Below are 19,963 nucleotides of genomic sequence, written 5' to 3' on the forward strand. Positions count from 1 at the left end.
AAAAATCTGTAACAAAAATCCTAAACTGATAACTAATTGTATAAACATTCTATTTAAAATGAAAAAGCTATTTTCAATATTTCTGGTTGCATTTTTTACTTTCGTAAGTGCACAGGATAAAGATTCTAAAGAAACTGCCAACCGTTTTTTTTATGAACTTACTTTCAAGCCGAAAAGCGATTCTGCAAAACTGGAAAAAGTAATGACGGTTTTAGACATCGTTAAAGACAGATCCGTTTACAGAGATTATACCATGCTTGCTCAGGATTCTATCATGAAAGTTCAGATTGAAGCAATGCAGAAGTCGGGAGTATTCAAAGATATGTCGAAATCTATCAGGATGCCGAAATTCTCAGAAAAAGTGGTTAAAACATATCCTGATATGAAAATCCAGTATATTGAAAGAATAGCAAGCGGATTTTCACCAATGGGAATTGCCTACACAGAAACTCCGAAATTCGACTGGAAAATTTCTAACGAAAAAGAAAAAATAGGAGCTTACAATGCTCAAAAAGCTACGGCTGAATTCGGAGGAAGAAAATGGACAGCATGGTTCACTACAGAACTGCCTTTTCAGGATGGTCCGTATAAGTTTTCTGGACTTCCGGGCTTGATCGTTAAAATAGAAGACGATGCAAAAAACTATTCTTGGGTGCTTCAGGGAAACAGAAAGGTACAGAACTGGGAAGAACTTTCTTATGCAGAAAAAATTTCCAACATGAGCTTAAAAGTAACAGAAATGCCGCGGGAAAAATTCGAGAAAACGTTTAACGAATTCAAGAAAGATCCTTTCGCTACGGCAAGACCGATGATGACGCAGGAGATTATGTCTAAAACAATTCCGGGAATGGACGGAACAATAGGGGATATGATGAAAAAGCAGGAGAAAATGTATAAAGATTTCTTCAACGCAAACAACAACCCGATCGAACTTACCCAGTCTGCTTCTACAGACAAAAAGAAAAAGTAACATTCATATTTACTAAATTATATTTGAATCAACCCAAATGCTTTCACGCATTTGGGTTGATTTTTTTCATGATATACGTTATTTAGATTAAATTTAAATAGCGTATATTTGCACTTACAAAAATATCGGCTTTGAAACATAAGGATTTACATAAGTTGAGCGGATTTCCCAAAAACAGACTGGGGAAAATAGTAGGATATGATAACGACAGCCTGAAAATGCCCAACAAGATCATCGAAATGGGGCTTCTTCCGGAAACTTTCTTCAGGATTTTGTATCAGGCGCCGTTCAGTGGTCCGATGTATGTGGAATTTGGTGATGAAAAAAGCCGGATTGCTCTTCGTGAAGAAGAAGGAGATTATATCATCGTTGAAGAATTGAATTAATGCAGAGCGCTCACAAAAAACAGATCCTTTTAGTCGGGAATCCAAACGTCGGAAAATCTACGGTTTTCAATGCCCTAAGCAATAAAAAGCAAAAGACCGGAAATTACGCGGGAGTTACCGTAGCAAGCCATTCCGGAACATACAGTTATAAGAACGAAGAAGTTGAAATTATCGATCTGCCGGGTTCTTACAGTATTTATCCAAGTTCGGAAGATGAGGCGATTTTTTCCAAATTTCTTATTGATGAACAGCAAAATTATGCCGGAGTTATCTATATTCTCGAAGCATTAAGCTTAAAAAGGGGACTTCTTTTGTTTCAGCAGATTCAGGATTTGGGAATTCCGATGATTTTGGTCATTAACCAGATTGATCAGGCAGAAAGAAGAGGAATCACGATCAATATCAATAAATTATCTGAGTCATTAGGGATAAAAGTTTTTCAGACCAATGCCAAAGAACAGATCGGGATTGAAGAAATAAAAGAAGCCGTTCATCTTAATCAATTTGTAACAACCGAGAAAATTTCTTTTGAAACCCCTTCCGAACACAAAGATTTCATCAGAAAATTATCCCTTCATAAAGGATTTGAAAACGAATATAAAGCATGGATTAGTCTTTCTCTGGGAACAGATCTGGAGAAGCTGGAATCTATTGTAGGACTCATCAACGAGCCGGATTCCAAAAGTCTGGTTCCGAAAAGACTGCAGGTGCAGGAAACGGTAAGAAGATATCAGTTCGCAGATAAAATTCTGTCTGATGTTATTTCTAAAAAACCTCAGTTCAAAGAACTTTTAACAGAAAAATTAGACAGAATACTGGTTCATAAATTCTGGGGATACATTGTTTTCCTTTTGATTTTATTAATCATTTTCCAGAGTGTATTTTTCTTAGCCGAATATCCGATGAACTGGATAGACAGTTTCTTCTCGTGGTTAGCAGCTTTCACTTCAGAACATTTACCGGAAGGACCTGTCAATTCATTGGTTTCGAACGGAATTATTCCGGGAATCGGCGGAATTGTCGTGTTTGCTCCACAGATCGGAATTTTACTGTATTTCCTTTATCTTTTGGAAGATTCAGGATATATGGCAAGAGTTGTTTTCCTGATGGACCGTATTTTAAGACCTTTCGGACTCAACGGTAAAAGTATTGTTCCCTTGGTTTCCGGAACAGCGTGTGCAATTCCGGCAGTTATCTCAACGAGAAATATCGAAAATTTAAAAGAAAGGCTGCTTACCATTTTAGTAACACCTTTTATGACGTGTTCTGCGAGACTTCCGGTGTACAGCATCATTATCGGGCTTATTATTTCAGACGGAACATTTTTAGGAATAAAATACAAAGCTTTGGTTTTAATGGGAATGTATTTACTTGGATTTTTAGTCGCGTTATTTTCCGCAGCCATTCTCAAAAGATTTATCAAAAATAAAGGGAAAACCTATCTTGTGATGGATTTACCGACATACAAAAAACCGCTCTTTGCCTACGATTTTAAAATGGTTTTAGGCAAAGTATGGGAATTCATTACCGGAGCCGGAAAGATTATCTTCATTGTAAGCATCATCATCTGGTTTTTAAGCTATTTCGGTCCAAAGCAGAAGCCGGATCAGTTTGTGGCAACCAATGTGGAATTGGATCATTCTTACCTTGCCAAAATGGGAAAAGGAATTGAGCCGGTAATTGCTCCTTTAGGCTACGACTGGAAAATGGGCGTCGGAATTCTGACAAGTTTCGTGGCTAGAGAAGTGTTTGTAGGAACTATGTCTACCTTGTACAGTCTTGAAGATGATGCTCCTGAAGTAAAAGTAATCGATAAAATGAGACGCGATGTAAAACCGAACGGTGAGAAAGTGTTCAGCTTTGCAACCGGAGTTTCCGTCCTCTTATTTTACGCATTTGCAATGCAGTGTGTGTCTACACTTGCAGTAGTCTACAGAGAAACCAAAAGCTGGAAATGGACTGGCTTACAGGTGGCAATGATGACCGGTTTGGCATATTTTGTGTCGATGATAGCCTATCAGATTTTAAAATAATGGATACTTCCTTACTTTTACAATATATTATTGTCTTACTGATCGTTGCATTCGCGTGCTACTCTTTATTCAGAATATTGAAAAAGAATTTTGCACCGAAAAAGTTCAGTTCCAAAAGAAACGGATGCGATAAAGATTGCGGGTGTTCATAAAAATAATGTTCTAGTGAAAAACTGAAGAAAAATTGTCTTTATTTTCTCTATTTTTGTAAAAAGACTATAGATGAAATTAGAAACAGTAGAGTCGCTAACTAATTCTTTTGAAGATTTTTCACATAAAACAGAAGAAGGCATAGAGTTTTGGCTTGCAAGAGACTTACAGCAACTATTAGGATATTCTGAATGGAGAAACTTCTATAACGTTATTATTAAGGCTAAAACATCATGTGAAGTAAGTGATAATAGTGTTTCAGACCATTTTGTTGACGTCAACAAAATGGTTGCATTAGGTTCCGGATCTCAAAGAGAAATTTAAGATATAATGCTAACGAGATATGCGTGTTATTTAATCGCTCAAAATGGAGATCCTCAAAAAGAACCTATTGCTTTTGCTCAAAGTTATTTTGCAATTCAAACAAGAAAATTTGAAGAAATTCAAAAAAGAATAAAAGAATGTGAAAGACTTCAAGCAAGACAAAAATTCAGTTTGTCTGAAAAAGAACTTTCAGGTCTTATCTATGAAAAAACAGGAAATGATAAAGATTTTGGAATAATTAGAAGTAAGGGAGATTTTGCTCTATTTGGTAAAACTACTCAGCAAATGAAAGATATCCTTAATATCCCTAAAAATCGTCCACTCGCAGATTTTCTACCAACAATTACAATTAAAGCAAAGGATTTTGCAACTGAAATTACAATCTTTAATACAAAAGAGAAGAACTTAAAAACAGAGAGTACAATTTCTTCTGAACATGTAACAAATAATAAATCAGTTCGTAAAATTCTATTGCAACGAGGTATTGTTCCAGAGAACTTACCTCCTGAAGAAGATATTAAGAAGTTGGAAAGAAGAGTAAATTCGGAAAGTAAGAAAATAGAAAAGAATCCTAAGAAATTAAAATAATATATGTCACTAATAAAAAGCATTTCAGGAATCCGTGGAACCATTGGCGGAAAAGTAAACGATAATTTAACGCCGCTTGATGTGGTGAAATTCGCTTCCGCGTTCGGAACCTGGCTTCAGAACAATAAAAATAAAAAAGATTTAACCCTTGTTATCGGCAGAGATGCAAGAATCTCCGGACAAATGGTGTCTTCTCTGGTAACGGCAACTTTACAGGGACTCGGAATTAACGTAGTAGATTTAGGTCTTTCCACAACACCCACCGTTGAAATTATGGTTCCCGAACTGAAAGCAGACGGAGGAATTATTCTCACCGCTTCCCACAATCCGAAACAGTGGAACGCCTTGAAATTACTGAATGATAAAGGAGAATTCATCAGCGGAGAAAACGGAGCTGAGGTTTTGGCTTTGGCAGAAAGCGAAGATTTCAACTATGCAGAAGTAGACGATTTAGGAAAATATGAGACAAGAGAAGATGCTTTTGATATTCATATTCAGCAGATTTTAGACTTGCCGATGGTTGACGCAGAAGCTATTAAAGCTAAAAATTTCAAAGTAGTTTTGGATGCGGTTAATTCTACGGGAGGAATTGCAATTCCCATGCTTTTGGATAAATTAGGCTGTGAAACGGTAAAATTATACTGTGAACCGACCGGTCATTTTCCGCACAATCCGGAACCGTTAAAAGAACATTTGGGAGACATTTGTGAGTTGGTAAAAAAAGAAGGTGCAGATTTCGGAATCGTTGTTGATCCGGATGTAGACAGATTAGCTTTAATCGACGAAAAAGGCGAAATGTTTGGCGAAGAATACACATTGGTTGCCGTTGCAGATTATTTGCTGAAAAATAAAAACGGAGTGGCGATTTCCAACCTTTCTTCAAGCCGTGCTTTAAGAGATGTTGCAAAAACCCACAATTCAGAATATTTTGCCAGTGCAGTAGGAGAGGTGAATGTGGTCACTTTAATGAAAGAAAAAAATGCAGTGATTGGAGGAGAAGGAAACGGAGGAATTATTTATCCGGATCTTCACTACGGAAGAGACTCTTTGGTAGGAGTTGCTTTATTTTTAACCCATTTGGCAAAAGAAAATAAAACCGTTTCTGAACTGAGAGCAGGCTATCCAAGCTACTTCATGGGTAAAAAGAAAATCGAATTAACGCCGGAAATCAATGTAGATGATATTTTATCCAAAATGGAGAAAGAATATCAGAATGAAGAAGTTTCTATCGTTGATGGCGTGAAAATCGACTTTGAAAATAACTGGGTTCACCTCAGAAAATCAAATACAGAGCCGATCATCAGAATTTATACAGAGGCAAAATCTCAGGAAGAAGCCGATAAATTGGGAGACGATATCATCGCAAAAATTAAAAGTTTAATTTAATCTGAAATAATAGCGGAGCTTTTTAGCTCCGTTTTTTTTGATGGAATGCTAGAAATGGTAAATATCCGAAGAGAAGTTCAATTCCTCTAAAATGCTTCCACTATTATGTTAAATTAACAATAACTCCTCCTTTTTTATCCACAATTCTTTGATGATAATGATCTTTTTACTATCTTTCAGATAGAAATTTACGAAAATAAATGTCAAAAAAAATTCGCAACTTTGCATACATTTTGAATCATAAATTTCAGAAGTAATATTAATTTAAAAAAGTTTGTCGAGGTTTGTAAGCATATTCAGACATTGGCCGACGAAGGATGTGAGTATTGGAAGAGTATTTTGGAAATGAACTTGTGAAGAAGTTCGAAGAAATGATGGAAAATAATGATGAATTCTACTTTGATACAGAAGAATTGGAAGACATCATTGTTTACTACCTGGAGCTGGGAGACTTTAATTACGCCGATATGGCGGTGAATTATGGTTTGAAGCTTCATCCCAATTCTTTGGACATTAAGATTAAAAAACTTGAAGTTCTTTTAGAATGGGAAGATTATAATGCGGCGAAAGACCTTATCGATGAGCTGAAAGGTTCTTCAATGGAAAACACAGACTTTTTGGTATGCTATGCAAAGTATTATTCGAATTTAGGAAATCCTAAAAAATCCATAGAAATTTGTAAAAAAGCACTGGAGCTGAAGGAAGAAGAAAATTTTCTTCACAACTTTATTGCAGACGAATATGTAAATTTAGGAGACCCTTTTAACGCTCTTAAACATTACAGAAAAGCACTGAAAGAAGATCCTACGGATGAATATTCGCTGGAAAATTGTATGGTGTGCTTTGCAGATCTTAATAAGAGCGAGGAGGCAATTGCCTTTCTGAATGAATATCTGGACGAGTTTGCCTATTCTGAAGTAGCGTGGTTGGAGTACGGACAGTTCTATTTCAACAGGAAAAACTACGAAGAAGCAATAAAAGGATACGATTATTTATTGGCGATCAATTCCAACTCTGTAGGAGTTTATGCCAATAAAGCGGCTTGTTATGAAGCTTTAGGGCAGTATAAAAAAGCAATCGAAGTTTACGAAGAAATGCTGGAACTGGAATATACCAAAGCGTTTACGTTCTATAAAATCGGGCTGTGTTATAAAGCTCTGAAGCAGCCTATCGTTGCCTTAAACTTTTTCCAGAAATCCTTAAGAGAAGATCCGCAGTTCTATCTTGCTATGATGGAGCAGTCGTATCTTTACGAGGAAATGGGCGGAATGACGGAAGCATTGCATTTTGCAAGAGAAGCGACTTATCTTAACGAAAATAACCTTGATTACCAGAAAAGATTAGCATTTCTGTTCATTGATTCAGGTAAGTTCGAGGAAAGCCTTTCATGCCTTAAAAAGCTGGTGGATGTAGAACCTTCAAGATTCTACAACTGGTATGCTTACTCGGAAGTTTTAATGCTTTTGGGAGAATATGAAGAAGCGATTATCGTTTTAAAAGAAGCTTTAAGATCGCATAACAGAGCCGAATTGTATTATCAGCTCAGCAATTGTTATTTCAACCTTAAAGATCAGGAAAAAGGAGTTGAATCCCTTCAGAATGCACTGGAGCTTGATCCTTCTTTAGTAACGGATATGCAGAAAAAGTATCCTTTCATTAAAGATGAGGTTAAAAAAGCGAAGGCAAAAGTTAAAAAGAAAAATTAGTCATTTGATTTTCCAATGACACAATAAAAATCCTGCAGAAATGCAGGATTTATTTTTTGATAACATTTGTTTTTGTCCTTAAAAAGATGAGTCCGGCAATAATGATACTTGCCCCCACAAACTGTAAAGCAGAAAGCTTTTCGCCATCCAGAATTCCCCAGATAATTGCAACAATAGGCATCAGTAAAGTTACGGTTGATGCAAATAATGGCGTTGAAACTTTTAACAGACGGTAATTCATCATCATAGCCAGTCCGGTTCCGAAAATAGATAGAAGACTTACAAAAAACAGTCCCGTCAGATTGCTTTCATCAAAACTGAATGTCGAAAAAAATCCTGTAAAAGTTAAAGCAATTAAGGAAGGAAAAAATAAAACAAATCCAAACACAAAAGCTGATAAAACGGTAGAAGAAACATCCATAAGCTTGGATTTAACCGTTGTTGTGCTCAAAGCATAGCAAAAAGTCGCAAGCAGAAGCAGCAAAATAGGAATCAGTTTAAATTTTCCGTCTTCTCCGTCTCCGCCAAAAGCCAGTAAACAGACTCCGCTGAAACTAATTAAAGTCCCGATAAGCTGTTTTTTTGTTGTTTCAAACTTCCAGATCAGAGCGCCCACAATAATCACGAAAATAGGCATCATAGAATTGATAATTCCCGCAATACTGCTGCTTACTTCTGTCTCTGCAATCGGAAACAGAAACATTGGAAAGAAATTCCCCGTAAAAGCCGCTAAAATCAGCCATTTTAAATGCTTTTGGGGAAACAGTTTGTATTTTGAAATTGCAACAGGCATCAGAATAATTCCTGCGATTAATACCCTCAAAGCTCCGACCTGATAAGGACTGAAATGCTCCAGAGATTTTTTGATCAGAATAAATGACGATCCCCAAATAATGCTGAGTACAATCAGGAGGATCCATTTTTCTTTATCTGCGTTCATTGTTTTCGTATAAAATTTTTAAAAACTCTTTTTTAGGAATCATTCTGGCTCCCAAACTTTCAAGGTGGTCTGTGTGAGACTGACAATCGATAAGTTCAAGGCTGTTTTGATATTTTTCGGCAAAATAAATAAATCCGGCTTTGGAAGCATTGCTCACTTTTGCAAACATACTTTCGCCGCAGAAAACATTTCCAATCTGTAAACCATAAAAACCACCGACTAATTCTTCATTCTGCCATACTTCAATGCTTTTTGCCAGTCCGTAATCATGAAGTCTCATGAAAACGTCCATTAATTCATCCGAAAGCCATGTTCCGGTTTGTCCTTTCCTGCTAATTTCCTGACAGTTTCTGATAACTTCTCTGAAATTTTTGTTCTCCGAAAAAGTAAAAGTATTCCTGTTGAGAATTTTTCGCATCGACTTCGAGACTTTGATCTCTTTGGGAAACAATACAAATCTCGAATCAGGACACCACCAGAGAATTTCTTCATCAGGATTAAACCATGGGAAAATTCCCAACTGATAGGCAAACCAAACTCTGTCGATCGAAAGATCACCGCCAAAAGCAATCACTCCTTCGTGTCCGTCATAAACCTGTGGATCGGGAAATGAAATTTCGTTTTCGTCTAATCGAACCATTTTCAAAAAAAATCCCACTTGATAAAGCAGGATTTGTATTTTCAGTGTTATCTATTGTATTAGAAAGGCAGATCGTCATCTTCATCATCTGCGAAAGGGTTCTCGTTAGAAACCGGGGAAGCAGACTGCGATGGCGCTGCCTGTGTAGGTTCTGAAGCATTATCGAATACTTTTTCTACTCTCCATCCTGTAATGGAATTGAAGTATTTTGTTTCGCCTTGTGGAGAAACCCATTCTCTTCCTCTGATGTTGATTCCTACTTTCACATTCTCTCCTTCTCTTAAATTATCCAATAAACTGATCTTATCAGACAAAAATTCTATGTTTATCGGTTGTGGATACTGCTCCTGCGTCAGAATCACCATTTCTCTCTTTTGGAAACCGCTCGCAAAAGTCTGAGCATCAAATATTTTCTTTACCGTTCCTTGTAATTCCATATCATATTAATTAACGCTGTAAAAGTAAGAAAATCAATCGTAATAAAGGCTACGCGAAAAAAAAAATGTAAAAATTTTAATTTTTTTTCCTGAAAAGTTTGGAGGTAAAAGAATTTATCCTATCTTTGCACCACTGAAAACGACAAAACGAAACAAGTTCTTTTAAAAAATAAGTTTTCATCATAATCAACGCGGATGTGGTGTAATTGGTAGCCACGCCAGACTTAGGATCTGGTGCCGAGAGGCGTGGGGGTTCGAGTCCCTTCATCCGCACAGTATGCGAAAATAGCTCAGCTGGTAGAGCACAACCTTGCCAAGGTTGGGGTCGCGGGTTCGAATCCCGTTTTTCGCTCCACGCCTGCCCTGGTGGTGGAACTGGTAGACACGCAGGACTTAAAATCCTGTGCCTCTTTTGGCGTGCGGGTTCAAGTCCCGCCTGGGGTACTAAAACCCTCTGTAATTAATTTTACGGAGGGTTTTTATTTTTTATCAGTTTTATTCTTAAAACTTTAAATAATACATGAAATTGATTTTCTATGATTCTGAAAATTATTTTTCATTTTCTAAAAAGTAACTTTCCATTCTTCAATTTTTATTAATTACGCTTAAATCTAATATTTAAGATGAAGTTGAGATTTTCAGGGAAAATAAAATAATGCAGATAATATTTGGTGAAACTGTAATTTTTAATATATTTGAAAAAGATAGATCCTTGCTTTCTTTTTTAAGAAAAGATGATGTTTCGTCATCACTGTAAAATTGCTTAGCTTACGGCACTACATACTATCTTTAATGGGGAAAATGGTACTAGTGGGTACCTTTTCAGTTCATTTTCCGGGAAAATAAAGGTACCCACTAGTACCATTTTCTGGGAGTTGATAGATATAGTCCTTGGAAAATACGAAGGTTTATCCAAACAAGCCCTATAAACGATAGGGCTTTTTATTTATAAAAAACACAACCATGTCACAAAACCTGAGCAGGCAACAAATTTATGACCGTATAAAAGCTTCTTCCAAAGACAGCTATATTTTAGAAGAAATGAAAAGGCTTGGTTTCTGGCAGGAAACTTCTACGCCTTCCTTGCCTGAGCAACTTATCCAAAAAGAGGTCGTTTTACAAAAAGAACTGCAGGAATTACTTGCGAAAGACCGAAAATACGGCAATCAGGAAGCAATGCTTCGCGAAATGCGCAAAAAGCGGATGCAGGAAGCAAAAGCTAAAAGGGAAGTAACCAGGCAGAAAAACGAAAAAAAACGTCAGGAAAAAGCTGATCACTGGAAAGAATTGCAGCAGGAGCAGATTATTTATCTGGGCGAAAATGTTTCCAAAGGGCTTCATCAAATGCAGTCTGATACGGAAAAACTGGATCAGTTTTCACTTCCCGTTTTCGAAAATATATTAGATTTTAGCCAGAAATCGGGATTTAGTCTTTCCCAGATCAGATATCTTGCTTTTAACAGAAACGTTTCGGAAAAATCACACTACCATACTTTTGAAGTTTCAAAAAAATCGGGAGGGAAGAGAAAAATATCAGCTCCAAAACCAAAGCTCAAATTATTTCAGCAATGGATTTTAGAAAATATTTTAAACAGAATCTCAGTAGGAGAGGTTGTTCATGGGTTTACGCCTAACAAATCAATTGTTACCAATGCAGCGCCCCATCTTGGGAAAGATATTGTGATTAATATTGATCTGCAGGATTTTTTTCCTTCAATAAGTTATAAACGGGTAAAAGGACTGTTCTCAAAATTCGGATATTCTGAACAATTATCTACTATTTTTGCGTTGATCTGCACACAGGCTAACACAGAAGAAGTTTTGCTGGACGGGGTTAAATATTTTGTTCACAAAGGAGAGCGGTTTTTACCGCAAGGTTCCCCTGCAAGTCCGGCAATCAGCAATAGTATTGCCTATAAATTAGATAAAAGATTACAGGGGCTTGCTAAAAAATTCGGATTTGCATACACGCGTTACGCAGACGATCTTACCTTTTCTGCTGGTCAGAATTCAGAACAGAATATTAACAGGCTTTTATACTTTGTAAAGAAGATTATTAAAGATGAAAATTTCACGATTCATCCGGATAAACTTCACATTATGAGACGGAAGCATCAGCAAAAAGTAACAGGAATTGTAGTTAACGAAAAGCTGAATGTGGAACGGACAAAACTCAGGAAATTCAGGGCTCTTCTGCATAATATTGAAGTCAATGGATGGCAAAACCAAACGTGGGGAAAAGCGTATCATCTTATCAATGCTATTGAAGGATATATTAATTTCGTTAATATGGTAAATCCTTCCAAAGCATCAGTTTTTAAAGAAAAATTAAAAACAATTGTAGCAAAACACGGAGTGCCTTTTGTTGAAGTTCAAAAAGTGATCCCAGACGTGGTAGAATTGCCTGAAGTTTTAGAACCGGAACAAGATGCGGTTACACCAAAAGAGGAAAAAACAGATTGGTGGAATATCTTTTAATCTGAACCGAAACACATAAATATCAACATCTTAATTCATAAGATAGATGAAAATCATTAAACAGACCAAACTTTTTTTCCACGAAGGAAAATCAGATAAAGTTTACGAAATAGACCTTTGTGAAGTAAATCCCGATGCATTCATCGTCAATTTCCGTTACGGAAGACGCGGTGCAGCATTGAAGGAAGGCAGCAAAACGCCCACTTTCGTTTCCAGAGAAAAAGCAGAAAATATTTTTGACCAGCTCGAAAAAGAAAAAAGAAATAAAGGCTATCAGTCTGAAATCGAAGTTTTTGTAGAGCTTCCTTCATTGGATGCACTGAATATGAATTCCGCAGAAGGTGTTATTTTAAAACGTCTGGAAGATGCGACACAAGGAATTAATTCTTTTAAAACCGAATGGAAAACTTCGCGGGTTATCTGGAAAGCCGCTCAGATGAAAATCAACGAAGCCGTTCCTTATATATTAAAACTGGCAACAAAAGGCAGTGAAATGCAATTGTATGCTGCTGTTTTTGCCATCAGAACCTTAAAAATTACTCAGGCTTCGGAACTTCTTTACAGTATTGCGCGCAGTTCCAGACACAAAAAGTACATCAGAAATGTTGCTTTTGATGCGCTTTTAGCAATAAGTGACACTTCCGGCTTGGAAAAAATTGTTTCAGAATTACTGGAGAGTCTGCCCTCTGAAATAAAAGATTTTATTGATCAGGGAAATTATGATGATTTAAAACAGTATTATTTCGGGAAATTTAAGAAGAAAGAGAAAACGGACGAGTTGGTTTATCTTTATCTTTTATCAAAAGCGTATCCTTCTTTGGTTCGGATGATGGAAGAAATAATATGGAAAATTCCGTTCGCATCACCGTATTTCAGAAATATTCGTGCAATTTACAAATTAGCCCGTTTTCGGGATGATGCCCAGATTTTAGGAATGCTTTCCTATTTATTTGAAAAAAAATCTCCGATGTTCAAAAGAACAGCCAGTCTGGATAAAGAAGCATGGAATCAGAACCAGTACTTTTACCAGATCGGAACTTCTGTAAATGTAAGAAAAGAGCTTTCCGGGGAAGAAAGCAGAATTGCATTTTCAAATTTCACCAAGCTTTATTTTCAGAAAAACAGTTTTTATTATTTAAAAGAACTGGGAGAGCAGAACAAAGGAAAAGAATATCTGAGATTTGCTGTTAATGCGCTTATCCAATATACCGATGACAGTTATATTCCGGCTCGCAAAAGCCCTTTAAGTCATTATGGAACTTATAATTGGAAGGAACGAAGATATTATTATACCGTTGTAGAATCTCCGGAATGTTACCGTTCACCGCTTCTTACAATCATACTTTTCGGAAGAGATAAGAATCGCAAAATGGATTCAAATCTTGAATTCTACATAAAAAAAGAACAATTCTGGAGTACAGAATACTATTATCAGGCAAATAAGATCAACAAAGTGGAGCAGGAAAATTCAGCAACATCTGAAACTGCTTCAGATAACAAACAATCGGGATCTTTACATCAGATAATCAATACATTTAAAAATATTTTTGGCTCAAATAAAGAAAAGCCGACACCTTCTCCTCAAAAACAGGAAGAATCTGTTATAAAATCTGAGGAAAATCCGGAAAGACTGGAGCTTTATCCTGAATTTTGGGATGAAATGCCTGAAGCTTACCTGCAGCTTCTGATGCAGGCAAAAATGGATCTGGTAATGAAATTTGCATACGAAAACGTTTCTGTTCACTCTAAATACAGAGATTTGCTGCAAAAAATAGATCCTGAAATGATGGTTTCGCTGCTTAATAAATCCTCTGAATATCCTCAGAAGTTAGGACTCGAAGTGCTATCTGAAAAACAGGAGGAGCTGAAAAGAAACGAAAGTTTTGTGGCAAAACTGTTGGTGTGCGAGACCGAAGAAGCAAGAAATTGGGCAAAAACAGCAATCGATAATAATACAGGATATTTTCTGGCTTCCACAGATTTTATGATGCATTTAATCATGAATTCACGAAAAGAATCTAATGAATTTATCAATAATCTGCTTCAGAGTGCATCTTTATCCGAAGAAAGACAGAAAACATTGCTTGGAAAAGTAATTATAGAGCTGCTTTCGATGGAAAATAGCGATAACAATAATGCTGTCGCGGAATCTGCAACGAAAAAGCTTAAAATAACCACTTTAGATAATTTTTCCGAGATCAGTTGGGAAATCGTTGCCCAGTTATTGACTTCTCCTTTAAACAACAACAGGTTTCTGGCAAGTGAAATCCTGCTTTCGAAGTCTGAAAAATATTCTGTAACGGAAATTCCTGTTTCAATTATTGAGCTCTTGCTGAATAACACCAACGAATCCATCAGACAAAACGGGATCAGTCTTTTAGCACAGTACCCGAAAGAAGAAATCGCAAGAAACTGGCAGGAAATTCTCCCCCTGCTTTCTTCTGAATATAAAGAAGTTGTGGAATGTATTTTTTCACAAAACGACCGATTGGATTCTCAGTCTGAATCTCAGATGCAGACTTTTGAAAAGCTGTTTGATCTTCTGATGAAAGAACAGAGATTTGAAAATTCTCATCAGTTGTTTAGAGAGTATCTTGAAAAAACAGCATCAATATATATTAATGAAATTCCTGTAAAATGGATTCTCAGATTACTGTTTGCAGACAGCGTGAAAAATCAGCTTTTTAGCTTCGAACTTCTTAAAAAGGTAGAAGACAAGACTAAATTCACCTTAAAACAGGTCATTGCTCTTGCCAATCATGAGTTTTTAGCCGTAAGACAATGGGCTTGGAATTTTTATAAAAAGAATGTTGAAAGAATAAAATCCGACCGTAATCATGCGCTTGGCATTTTGGACGCAAAGTGGGACGACAGCCGCGAATTTGCCTTTAATTTCTTCAGCACTGAATTTACAGACGAAGACTGGGATACAGATTGCTTGGTAGGAATTGCAGATTCTGTACGTTCTGATGTAGAAAATTTCGGTAAAAACCTTATCATGAAATTTTTCAGAAAAGAACACGGATTGGAGTACCTTACAAAACTCAGTCAGCATCCAAGCCAGAATATGCAGCTTTTTGTAACCTCTTATCTTCAAGAATATGCAAGTGATAAACCGGAAAAGCTTAAAGAGTTGGAGTTTTACTTTAGATCTGTGCTTTCAAGGGTTAATAAATCCCGTACAGCCAAAAACAGGATTTTGGATTTTCTGGAAAAAGAAGGAAGAAAGAATAAGGAATCTGCCGAAACCGTAAGCAAAATTCTGGACGATTTGTCGGCAACTAGTGCTGTTCAGGATAAAGCAAAATGTATTGACATCATTTCCGAACTGAAAATGATTTATCCTCAGCTTAACGTTCATCTTCAATTAATCTCTTAAGCCATGTTATTCGATTATAAATTTCACAAAGATACTGCCGTTACCAATTCCGCAACGAGCACACAAATGAGCTTTTCACCGGATCTGCAGAGAGATCCCACATTTTTTGTAGGAAAGCTGAATAAAAAGATCCCTTTTCGGGAAGCCATCTCTGCACTGCATGATGTGGTGGTTTCTGATCTTCGTTTCAAACCGAAAGACAGGGCAGAATACAAAGAATGGGTTACTGAGCAGGAAAAGCTCTGGCTGAGCGATTATATGGCTGAATTTCAGGTGGAGGAGATCCGTAAGAGAATGGCAGAGGTAAGAGGAGAGCTGGATTTGGTATATAAAGAAAAGAACAGGGTTTTAGGTCCTTTCAATACAGCCAAAAAAGCTTATTTTGATTATCTGTACCAAAAAGACAAAGACGCGTGGTTTGTTCTGGATCCTGTTATCACGGTTCATCCCGACGAAGTTTTCTTTGAATGTTTCAGCCAGGACGAATCCACTTACGGAAAATTAAGCAGCAGCTATAATGTTTTCACAGAGATTAACGAGTTTAAATGTGGAACTACAAATATAGATTACTCGGCTGCGCTTTATAATGAATTCCAAAAAATAAGAGATTATAAAGATACGGAATTTAAAATTGATCCTTCAGGTTTTGAGGCACTTACCACCAATGAAGAAGTGTACAAAGAAGAGAAGATAGATTTGCCGGATTCCTGGGTCAGAGGATTTTTACAGGTAAGTTCAGCTATGACTTTACCCGCGATGACTTTTGATCTTCATCCGATGGATATTTTCAGTATCTGTCAGTTTTTAAGAAGATTTAAAGAAAAAAAAGGACCGAGAGCATTGCGTTTTATCCTTGAACCCGGAAAACCTGTTCAGGCGGTTTTCGAACCGTGGTACGAAACTCTAACATTTCACCGTTCAGTTTATACGGGATCAGAAAGCAAAACCATCAGGATTTGGGGAAGAAGAAGATTGCTGATTCTGGAAAGACTAATCCCGATTGCTAAAAATTTCAGAGTGGTCTTATTAGGAAACGGATTGCCTTCGTTTTATATTGCAGATTTGGGAGACATGGCTTTCACTCTGGGACTTTCCGGATGGACGACAAATGACTGGAGCAGAGCAGGAAATTTTGATCTTATGGCGCCGAGAGGAAATGTGGATCTGCTTACTCAGGAAAAAGTTTTTAATACATTAAAAGAAACCTGGTTTGGAACTCCCGCCGAACTTTCAAAAAAATTAAATCTTGATACGGCAACAATTTCTTCCTCGCTTACATCTTATACACAGGCAGGAAGAGTGATTTATGATCTTAATCTCGGCTTATACAGAGTTCGCGAGCTCACTCAGGAGCCTTTGGATATGAAACAGTTGCGGTTCTCCAGTCCGCAGGAAGAAAAAGCTAACCAACTGATTGCAGAAGATAAAGTGAAAATAAGTTACAGCGCTGAAAATGATATTCTCAAAATTCAGGGAACCATTCAAGAAAGCTATGTAACCTATCAGACGGAAGCTTTTATTGATAAAGACCAGCGACTGACCGACGGAAACTGCCAGTGCGGTTTTTACAGAGCAAACGGATTGAGACAGGGACCGTGTGAACATATTCTGGCTTCAAGAATGATGATTAACAGAAAATAATAGAGCATAATTTTTTTTAAAAATTTGATAAAGGAGGATTTTTTATTTTTAAATTTCCTCCTTTATTCATGTCCCATCTTTTCCCTATTTTTGTCTAATTCCAAATTTCAAATGAAAAGAATAATCCTTATCGAAGATGAAACCAGTGTGGTGTCCTTTATCAAAAAAGGGCTGCAGGAAAGCGGATATGAAGTTTCTGTGGCTTTTGACGGTAAAACCGGCGTTCAATTGGTGCAGTCGAATGATTTTGATCTGGTGATCCTCGATATTATGCTGCCGGAAATGAATGGGCTGGATGTCTGCAAAGAAATCCGCAAGACCAATCAGAATGTTCCGATTCTCTTCTTAACCGCTTTGGGAACTTCCGAGAACATTGTTTTGGGCTTGGAAAGCGGAGGGGATGATTATCTGGTAAAACCGTTTAAATTCATAGAACTCGTTGCAAGGATCAAATCTTTACTGAGAAGGAGCAATAGCGGAAATCATAATGAAATTACTGAAGATGAAGAAGATAACGAATATGTGTATCAGTTTTCAGATTTGGTTTTAAATGATTATACCAAAAAAGTTACGCGTGCGGGCGAAGAAATTTCACTTACTTCCACAGAATACAAGCTGCTTTTGTATTTTTTAAACAATCCTGAAAAAGTAATTTCGAGAACAGAAGTTTTAGAAGCGGTTTGGGGCGTGAATTATGAACTGGGAACCAATGTTGTAGATGTGTATGTAAATTATTTGCGAAAGAAGCTCGACAATCAGGAAGATAATAAACTGATTCATACAGTAATAGGAATGGGATATGTGCTGAAAAAATCTTAAAAATGTTTAATAAAGTTGTCACAAATCAGACCAAAACGATGGTGCTTCTGATGTTGGTTTTTACCGCCATCATATTGTTGTTCAGTGGATTGGTGTATTTTTCAATTGTCAACTTTTCTCATCAGAGATTTTACGAGCTGCTGAAAATCCGTACCACCACCATTATTCAGATCGAAAAAGGCAAAGACAATCTGGATCTTCCGGAAAATTACATTCTGAACGGATTAAACGATGAAGAGCTTCCGATGGAGCGGGATTATGTTTTTGCAATTCCGGCTGACTCAAACTTTAAGAAAATTTCGGATGAGGTTCATATTCCCGACTATTTTTTTAAAAGCATTGTAAAAAAAGGCGAGGCGAATTTTAATGACAAGGAGTTTTACTACATCGGGCAGACTTTTAAGCATGATGATAAAAATTATATTGCCATCGCATCCGCCAAAAACCATTATGTGGTTTACTATCTCGGTTTTTTAAAAAGAACTTTGATTACCTGCATCGTTCTTTCGCTCTTTTTCAGTATGATCTTTTCTTTTTATTTATCGAAAACGTTATTTAAACCTATCCTTAAAATTACAGGAAAAGTAAAGGAAATCAGCTCAGAAAATCTTCATTTGCGTCTGGAGCCACAACCCGATAATAAGGAATTAAACGAACTCATCGACACTTTCAACGGAATGCTGAACCGCATCGAAACTTCTTTTGAAACCCAGAATCACCTGATCGGAAATGTTTCCCACGAGCTGAGAACACCGTTAACGTCGATTATGGGTGAAGCAGATGTGGCACTTTCGATTTCCAGAACCAATGAAGAGTATAAAGAAACTTTAGGAATCATTCTGAACGAAGCCGAAAAATTAGACAAAAAAATCAAGGCTTTGCTGATGATCGCACAAACCGGATTTGACGGCAAAATCCAGAAAATGGATAAAGTGCGGATCGATCAGTTGCTTTGGGATGTAATTGAAACCCTCCGAAGAATAGATTCAAGAAATAATATCTATCTCGATATCAGTATGTTGCCCGACAATCCTAAAAAACTGAAAGTTCAGGGAAATGAACAGTTGCTGCATCTTGCGGTTGCTAATATTATTCAGAATGGTTGCAAATATTCTAATTTTCAGCAGGTTAAAGTATCTTTGGGAGCTACGGATTCGGATGTCTACATTATTGTAAAAGACAGCGGCATCGGAATTCCCGGACAGGAAATGAATAAAATTTACGATCCTTTCTTCAGGGCTTCCAACACCAAAAATTACGAAGGCTACGGAATCGGACTTCCGTTGGCAAGAAATATCGTGAGAATACATCGTGGAGAACTAATCGTAAGCTCATATGAAAATCAGGGAACGACCGTTCAGTTGCGTTTCCCGAATTTCTACAGTATGCAGACAGACGGAAAAGATATCTAATATAATCATCGTTCATTTCACTCTTTTTCATTTAAACTGTTAATCCTTTTTAACAGATTCTAATCGTATTTTAATCTCTTTAATCACATTTTAATTCCGTTCCAAAGACGTTCTAATTTGGTCGTTTTAGTTTTGTATTATCAAAAAAGATAAATATAAACCTAAATCTCATTAATATGAACAAGACGATTTTAATAGCCACGGATTATTCTCTTGAATCTTTGAACATTCTGAAAAAAGTAATGAGAGAAAAAGATGCTTCGGAAGACCAGAATCAATATAACATTCTTTTGGTTTCGGGGTATGATATGGGAGATTCTATCAGAGATCTTCTTTTTAATACGAAAAGTACCATTTTCAATAAAATCAGACCGCAGGAATTCTGCGATGCGTATGAAATTATCAGGAATAAATATCCTCATCTGATCAATAAGATTGTGTGCGATATTTTCACCGGAAGTTTCCAGAGAACATTCAATAATTATGTGAAAGCGGAAAATATTGAAGAAGCATACTATTCTCCTTCTATTAAAAGCAGAGGAAATGGTAAGTTCGATCTTATTCCTTACATCAAAAAATGTAAAGACCTGAAATCTCAGGAAATTTCAGTTGAAGTTCGCAAAAGCCTTCCGGAAAAAGGAAGACTGGCGGAAATCTTTGTGGAAGCTTAACAT

General features: G+C 36.7%; 16 protein-coding genes and 3 tRNA genes. 16 read left to right on the forward strand and 3 right to left on the reverse strand.

All coding sequences use genetic code 11. The features are described from left to right. Positions 1–58: 58 nt before the first annotated feature. The 7 genes from BW951_RS06670 (at position 59) to BW951_RS06695 (ending at position 7,543) form a co-directional block, all read left to right on the forward strand. Complete coding sequence (locus BW951_RS06670; RefSeq protein WP_076391117.1) at positions 59–970, forward strand: GLPGLI family protein; 912 nt, start codon at positions 59–61, stop codon at positions 968–970. Positions 971–1,101: 131 nt separating this feature from the next. After that, positions 1,102–1,356, forward strand: coding sequence for a FeoA family protein (locus tag BW951_RS06675; RefSeq protein ID WP_076391119.1), 255 nt, complete (start codon positions 1,102–1,104; stop codon positions 1,354–1,356). Then, positions 1,356–3,389 carry a ferrous iron transport protein B gene (feoB, locus tag BW951_RS06680; RefSeq protein ID WP_076391121.1) on the forward strand — a complete coding sequence of 678 codons (2,034 nt, stop codon included), beginning with the start codon at positions 1,356–1,358 and terminating at the stop codon, positions 3,387–3,389. Before BW951_RS06675 ends, feoB begins: the two co-directional genes overlap by 1 nt. A 222-nt stretch (positions 3,390–3,611) precedes the next feature. Continuing rightward, on the forward strand, positions 3,612–3,863 hold the full coding sequence (locus tag BW951_RS23025) for a hypothetical protein (protein ID WP_228427513.1): 252 nt from the start codon (positions 3,612–3,614) through the stop codon (positions 3,861–3,863). Positions 3,864–3,869: 6 nt separating this feature from the next. Further along, complete coding sequence (locus tag BW951_RS06685) at positions 3,870–4,451, forward strand: hypothetical protein (RefSeq protein ID WP_228427515.1); 582 nt, start codon at positions 3,870–3,872, stop codon at positions 4,449–4,451. 3 nt (positions 4,452–4,454) lie between these two features. Further along, complete coding sequence (gene glmM / locus BW951_RS06690; RefSeq protein WP_076391123.1) at positions 4,455–5,837, forward strand: phosphoglucosamine mutase; 1,383 nt, start codon at positions 4,455–4,457, stop codon at positions 5,835–5,837. Positions 5,838–6,163: 326 nt separating this feature from the next. After that, positions 6,164–7,543, forward strand: coding sequence for a tetratricopeptide repeat protein (locus BW951_RS06695; RefSeq protein WP_076391125.1), 1,380 nt, complete (start codon positions 6,164–6,166; stop codon positions 7,541–7,543). A gap of 49 nt (positions 7,544–7,592) precedes the next feature. Here BW951_RS06695 and BW951_RS06700 read toward each other — a convergent pair whose 3' ends face one another. From BW951_RS06700 to BW951_RS06710, 3 genes are read right to left on the reverse strand one after another with little or no spacing between them, the layout of a single operon-like run. Continuing rightward, positions 7,593–8,483, reverse strand: coding sequence for a DMT family transporter (locus tag BW951_RS06700; RefSeq protein WP_076391127.1), 891 nt, complete (start codon positions 8,481–8,483; stop codon positions 7,593–7,595). After that, positions 8,470–9,123 carry a leucyl/phenylalanyl-tRNA--protein transferase gene (gene aat / locus BW951_RS06705; RefSeq protein WP_076391129.1) on the reverse strand — a complete coding sequence of 218 codons (654 nt, stop codon included), beginning with the start codon at positions 9,121–9,123 and terminating at the stop codon, positions 8,470–8,472. Before aat ends, BW951_RS06700 begins: the two co-directional genes overlap by 14 nt. 59 nt (positions 9,124–9,182) lie before the next feature. Further along, positions 9,183–9,560 carry a DUF3127 domain-containing protein gene (locus BW951_RS06710; protein ID WP_076391131.1) on the reverse strand — a complete coding sequence of 126 codons (378 nt, stop codon included), beginning with the start codon at positions 9,558–9,560 and terminating at the stop codon, positions 9,183–9,185. A gap of 191 nt (positions 9,561–9,751) precedes the next feature. Here BW951_RS06710 and BW951_RS06715 point away from each other — a divergent pair. The 9 genes from BW951_RS06715 to BW951_RS06755 all read left to right on the forward strand — a co-directional run bounded on the left by BW951_RS06715 (position 9,752) and on the right by BW951_RS06755 (position 19,960). Then, positions 9,752–9,833 (forward strand) — tRNA-Leu (locus BW951_RS06715). A gap of 6 nt (positions 9,834–9,839) precedes the next feature. Next, positions 9,840–9,915 (forward strand) — tRNA-Gly (locus BW951_RS06720). Between the two features lie 5 nt (positions 9,916–9,920). Continuing rightward, positions 9,921–10,004 (forward strand) — tRNA-Leu (locus BW951_RS06725). 519 nt (positions 10,005–10,523) lie between these two features. Continuing rightward, the gene (locus BW951_RS06730; RefSeq protein ID WP_076391133.1) at positions 10,524–12,038 is read left to right on the forward strand and encodes a retron St85 family RNA-directed DNA polymerase; all 1,515 of its coding nucleotides are present in this window, start codon (positions 10,524–10,526) and stop codon (positions 12,036–12,038) included. A 46-nt stretch (positions 12,039–12,084) separates the two neighbouring features. After that, the gene (locus tag BW951_RS06735) at positions 12,085–15,417 is read left to right on the forward strand and encodes a WGR domain-containing protein (RefSeq protein WP_076391135.1); all 3,333 of its coding nucleotides are present in this window, start codon (positions 12,085–12,087) and stop codon (positions 15,415–15,417) included. 3 nt (positions 15,418–15,420) lie between these two features. Beyond that, a complete protein-coding gene (locus BW951_RS06740; RefSeq protein WP_076391137.1) occupies positions 15,421–17,058 on the forward strand; it encodes a hypothetical protein in 1,638 nt (545 codons plus the stop codon). 111 nt (positions 17,059–17,169) lie between these two features. Continuing rightward, on the forward strand, positions 17,170–17,877 hold the full coding sequence (locus BW951_RS06745) for a response regulator transcription factor (protein WP_076391138.1): 708 nt from the start codon (positions 17,170–17,172) through the stop codon (positions 17,875–17,877). Between the two features lie 2 nt (positions 17,878–17,879). Next, positions 17,880–19,289 carry a sensor histidine kinase gene (locus tag BW951_RS06750; protein WP_076391140.1) on the forward strand — a complete coding sequence of 470 codons (1,410 nt, stop codon included), beginning with the start codon at positions 17,880–17,882 and terminating at the stop codon, positions 19,287–19,289. A gap of 176 nt (positions 19,290–19,465) precedes the next feature. Further along, the gene (locus BW951_RS06755) at positions 19,466–19,960 is read left to right on the forward strand and encodes a hypothetical protein (protein WP_076391142.1); all 495 of its coding nucleotides are present in this window, start codon (positions 19,466–19,468) and stop codon (positions 19,958–19,960) included. The last annotated feature ends 3 nt before the right edge of the window (positions 19,961–19,963 follow it).

The sequence above is a fragment of the Chryseobacterium gambrini genome (assembly GCF_900156825.1).
Classification (GTDB): domain Bacteria; phylum Bacteroidota; class Bacteroidia; order Flavobacteriales; family Weeksellaceae; genus Chryseobacterium; species Chryseobacterium gambrini.

What these genes read in the sequence shown, in the direction of transcription:
- aat (WP_076391129.1), bottom strand. Translation starts at nt 9,123, where the DNA reads ATGGTTCGATTAGACGAAAACGAAATTTCATTTCCCGATCCACAGGTT.
- feoB (WP_076391121.1), top strand. Translation starts at nt 1,356, where the DNA reads ATGCAGAGCGCTCACAAAAAACAGATCCTTTTAGTCGGGAATCCAAAC.
- BW951_RS06670 (WP_076391117.1), top strand. Translation starts at nt 59, where the DNA reads ATGAAAAAGCTATTTTCAATATTTCTGGTTGCATTTTTTACTTTCGTA.
- BW951_RS06735 (WP_076391135.1), top strand. Translation starts at nt 12,085, where the DNA reads ATGAAAATCATTAAACAGACCAAACTTTTTTTCCACGAAGGAAAATCA.
- BW951_RS06710 (WP_076391131.1), bottom strand. Translation starts at nt 9,560, where the DNA reads ATGGAATTACAAGGAACGGTAAAGAAAATATTTGATGCTCAGACTTTT.
- BW951_RS23025 (WP_228427513.1), top strand. Translation starts at nt 3,612, where the DNA reads ATGAAATTAGAAACAGTAGAGTCGCTAACTAATTCTTTTGAAGATTTT.
- glmM (WP_076391123.1), top strand. Translation starts at nt 4,455, where the DNA reads ATGTCACTAATAAAAAGCATTTCAGGAATCCGTGGAACCATTGGCGGA.
- BW951_RS06730 (WP_076391133.1), top strand. Translation starts at nt 10,524, where the DNA reads ATGTCACAAAACCTGAGCAGGCAACAAATTTATGACCGTATAAAAGCT.
- BW951_RS06700 (WP_076391127.1), bottom strand. Translation starts at nt 8,483, where the DNA reads ATGAACGCAGATAAAGAAAAATGGATCCTCCTGATTGTACTCAGCATT.
- BW951_RS06755 (WP_076391142.1), top strand. Translation starts at nt 19,466, where the DNA reads ATGAACAAGACGATTTTAATAGCCACGGATTATTCTCTTGAATCTTTG.
- BW951_RS06745 (WP_076391138.1), top strand. Translation starts at nt 17,170, where the DNA reads ATGAAAAGAATAATCCTTATCGAAGATGAAACCAGTGTGGTGTCCTTT.
- BW951_RS06750 (WP_076391140.1), top strand. Translation starts at nt 17,880, where the DNA reads ATGTTTAATAAAGTTGTCACAAATCAGACCAAAACGATGGTGCTTCTG.
- BW951_RS06740 (WP_076391137.1), top strand. Translation starts at nt 15,421, where the DNA reads ATGTTATTCGATTATAAATTTCACAAAGATACTGCCGTTACCAATTCC.
- BW951_RS06685 (WP_228427515.1), top strand. Translation starts at nt 3,870, where the DNA reads ATGCTAACGAGATATGCGTGTTATTTAATCGCTCAAAATGGAGATCCT.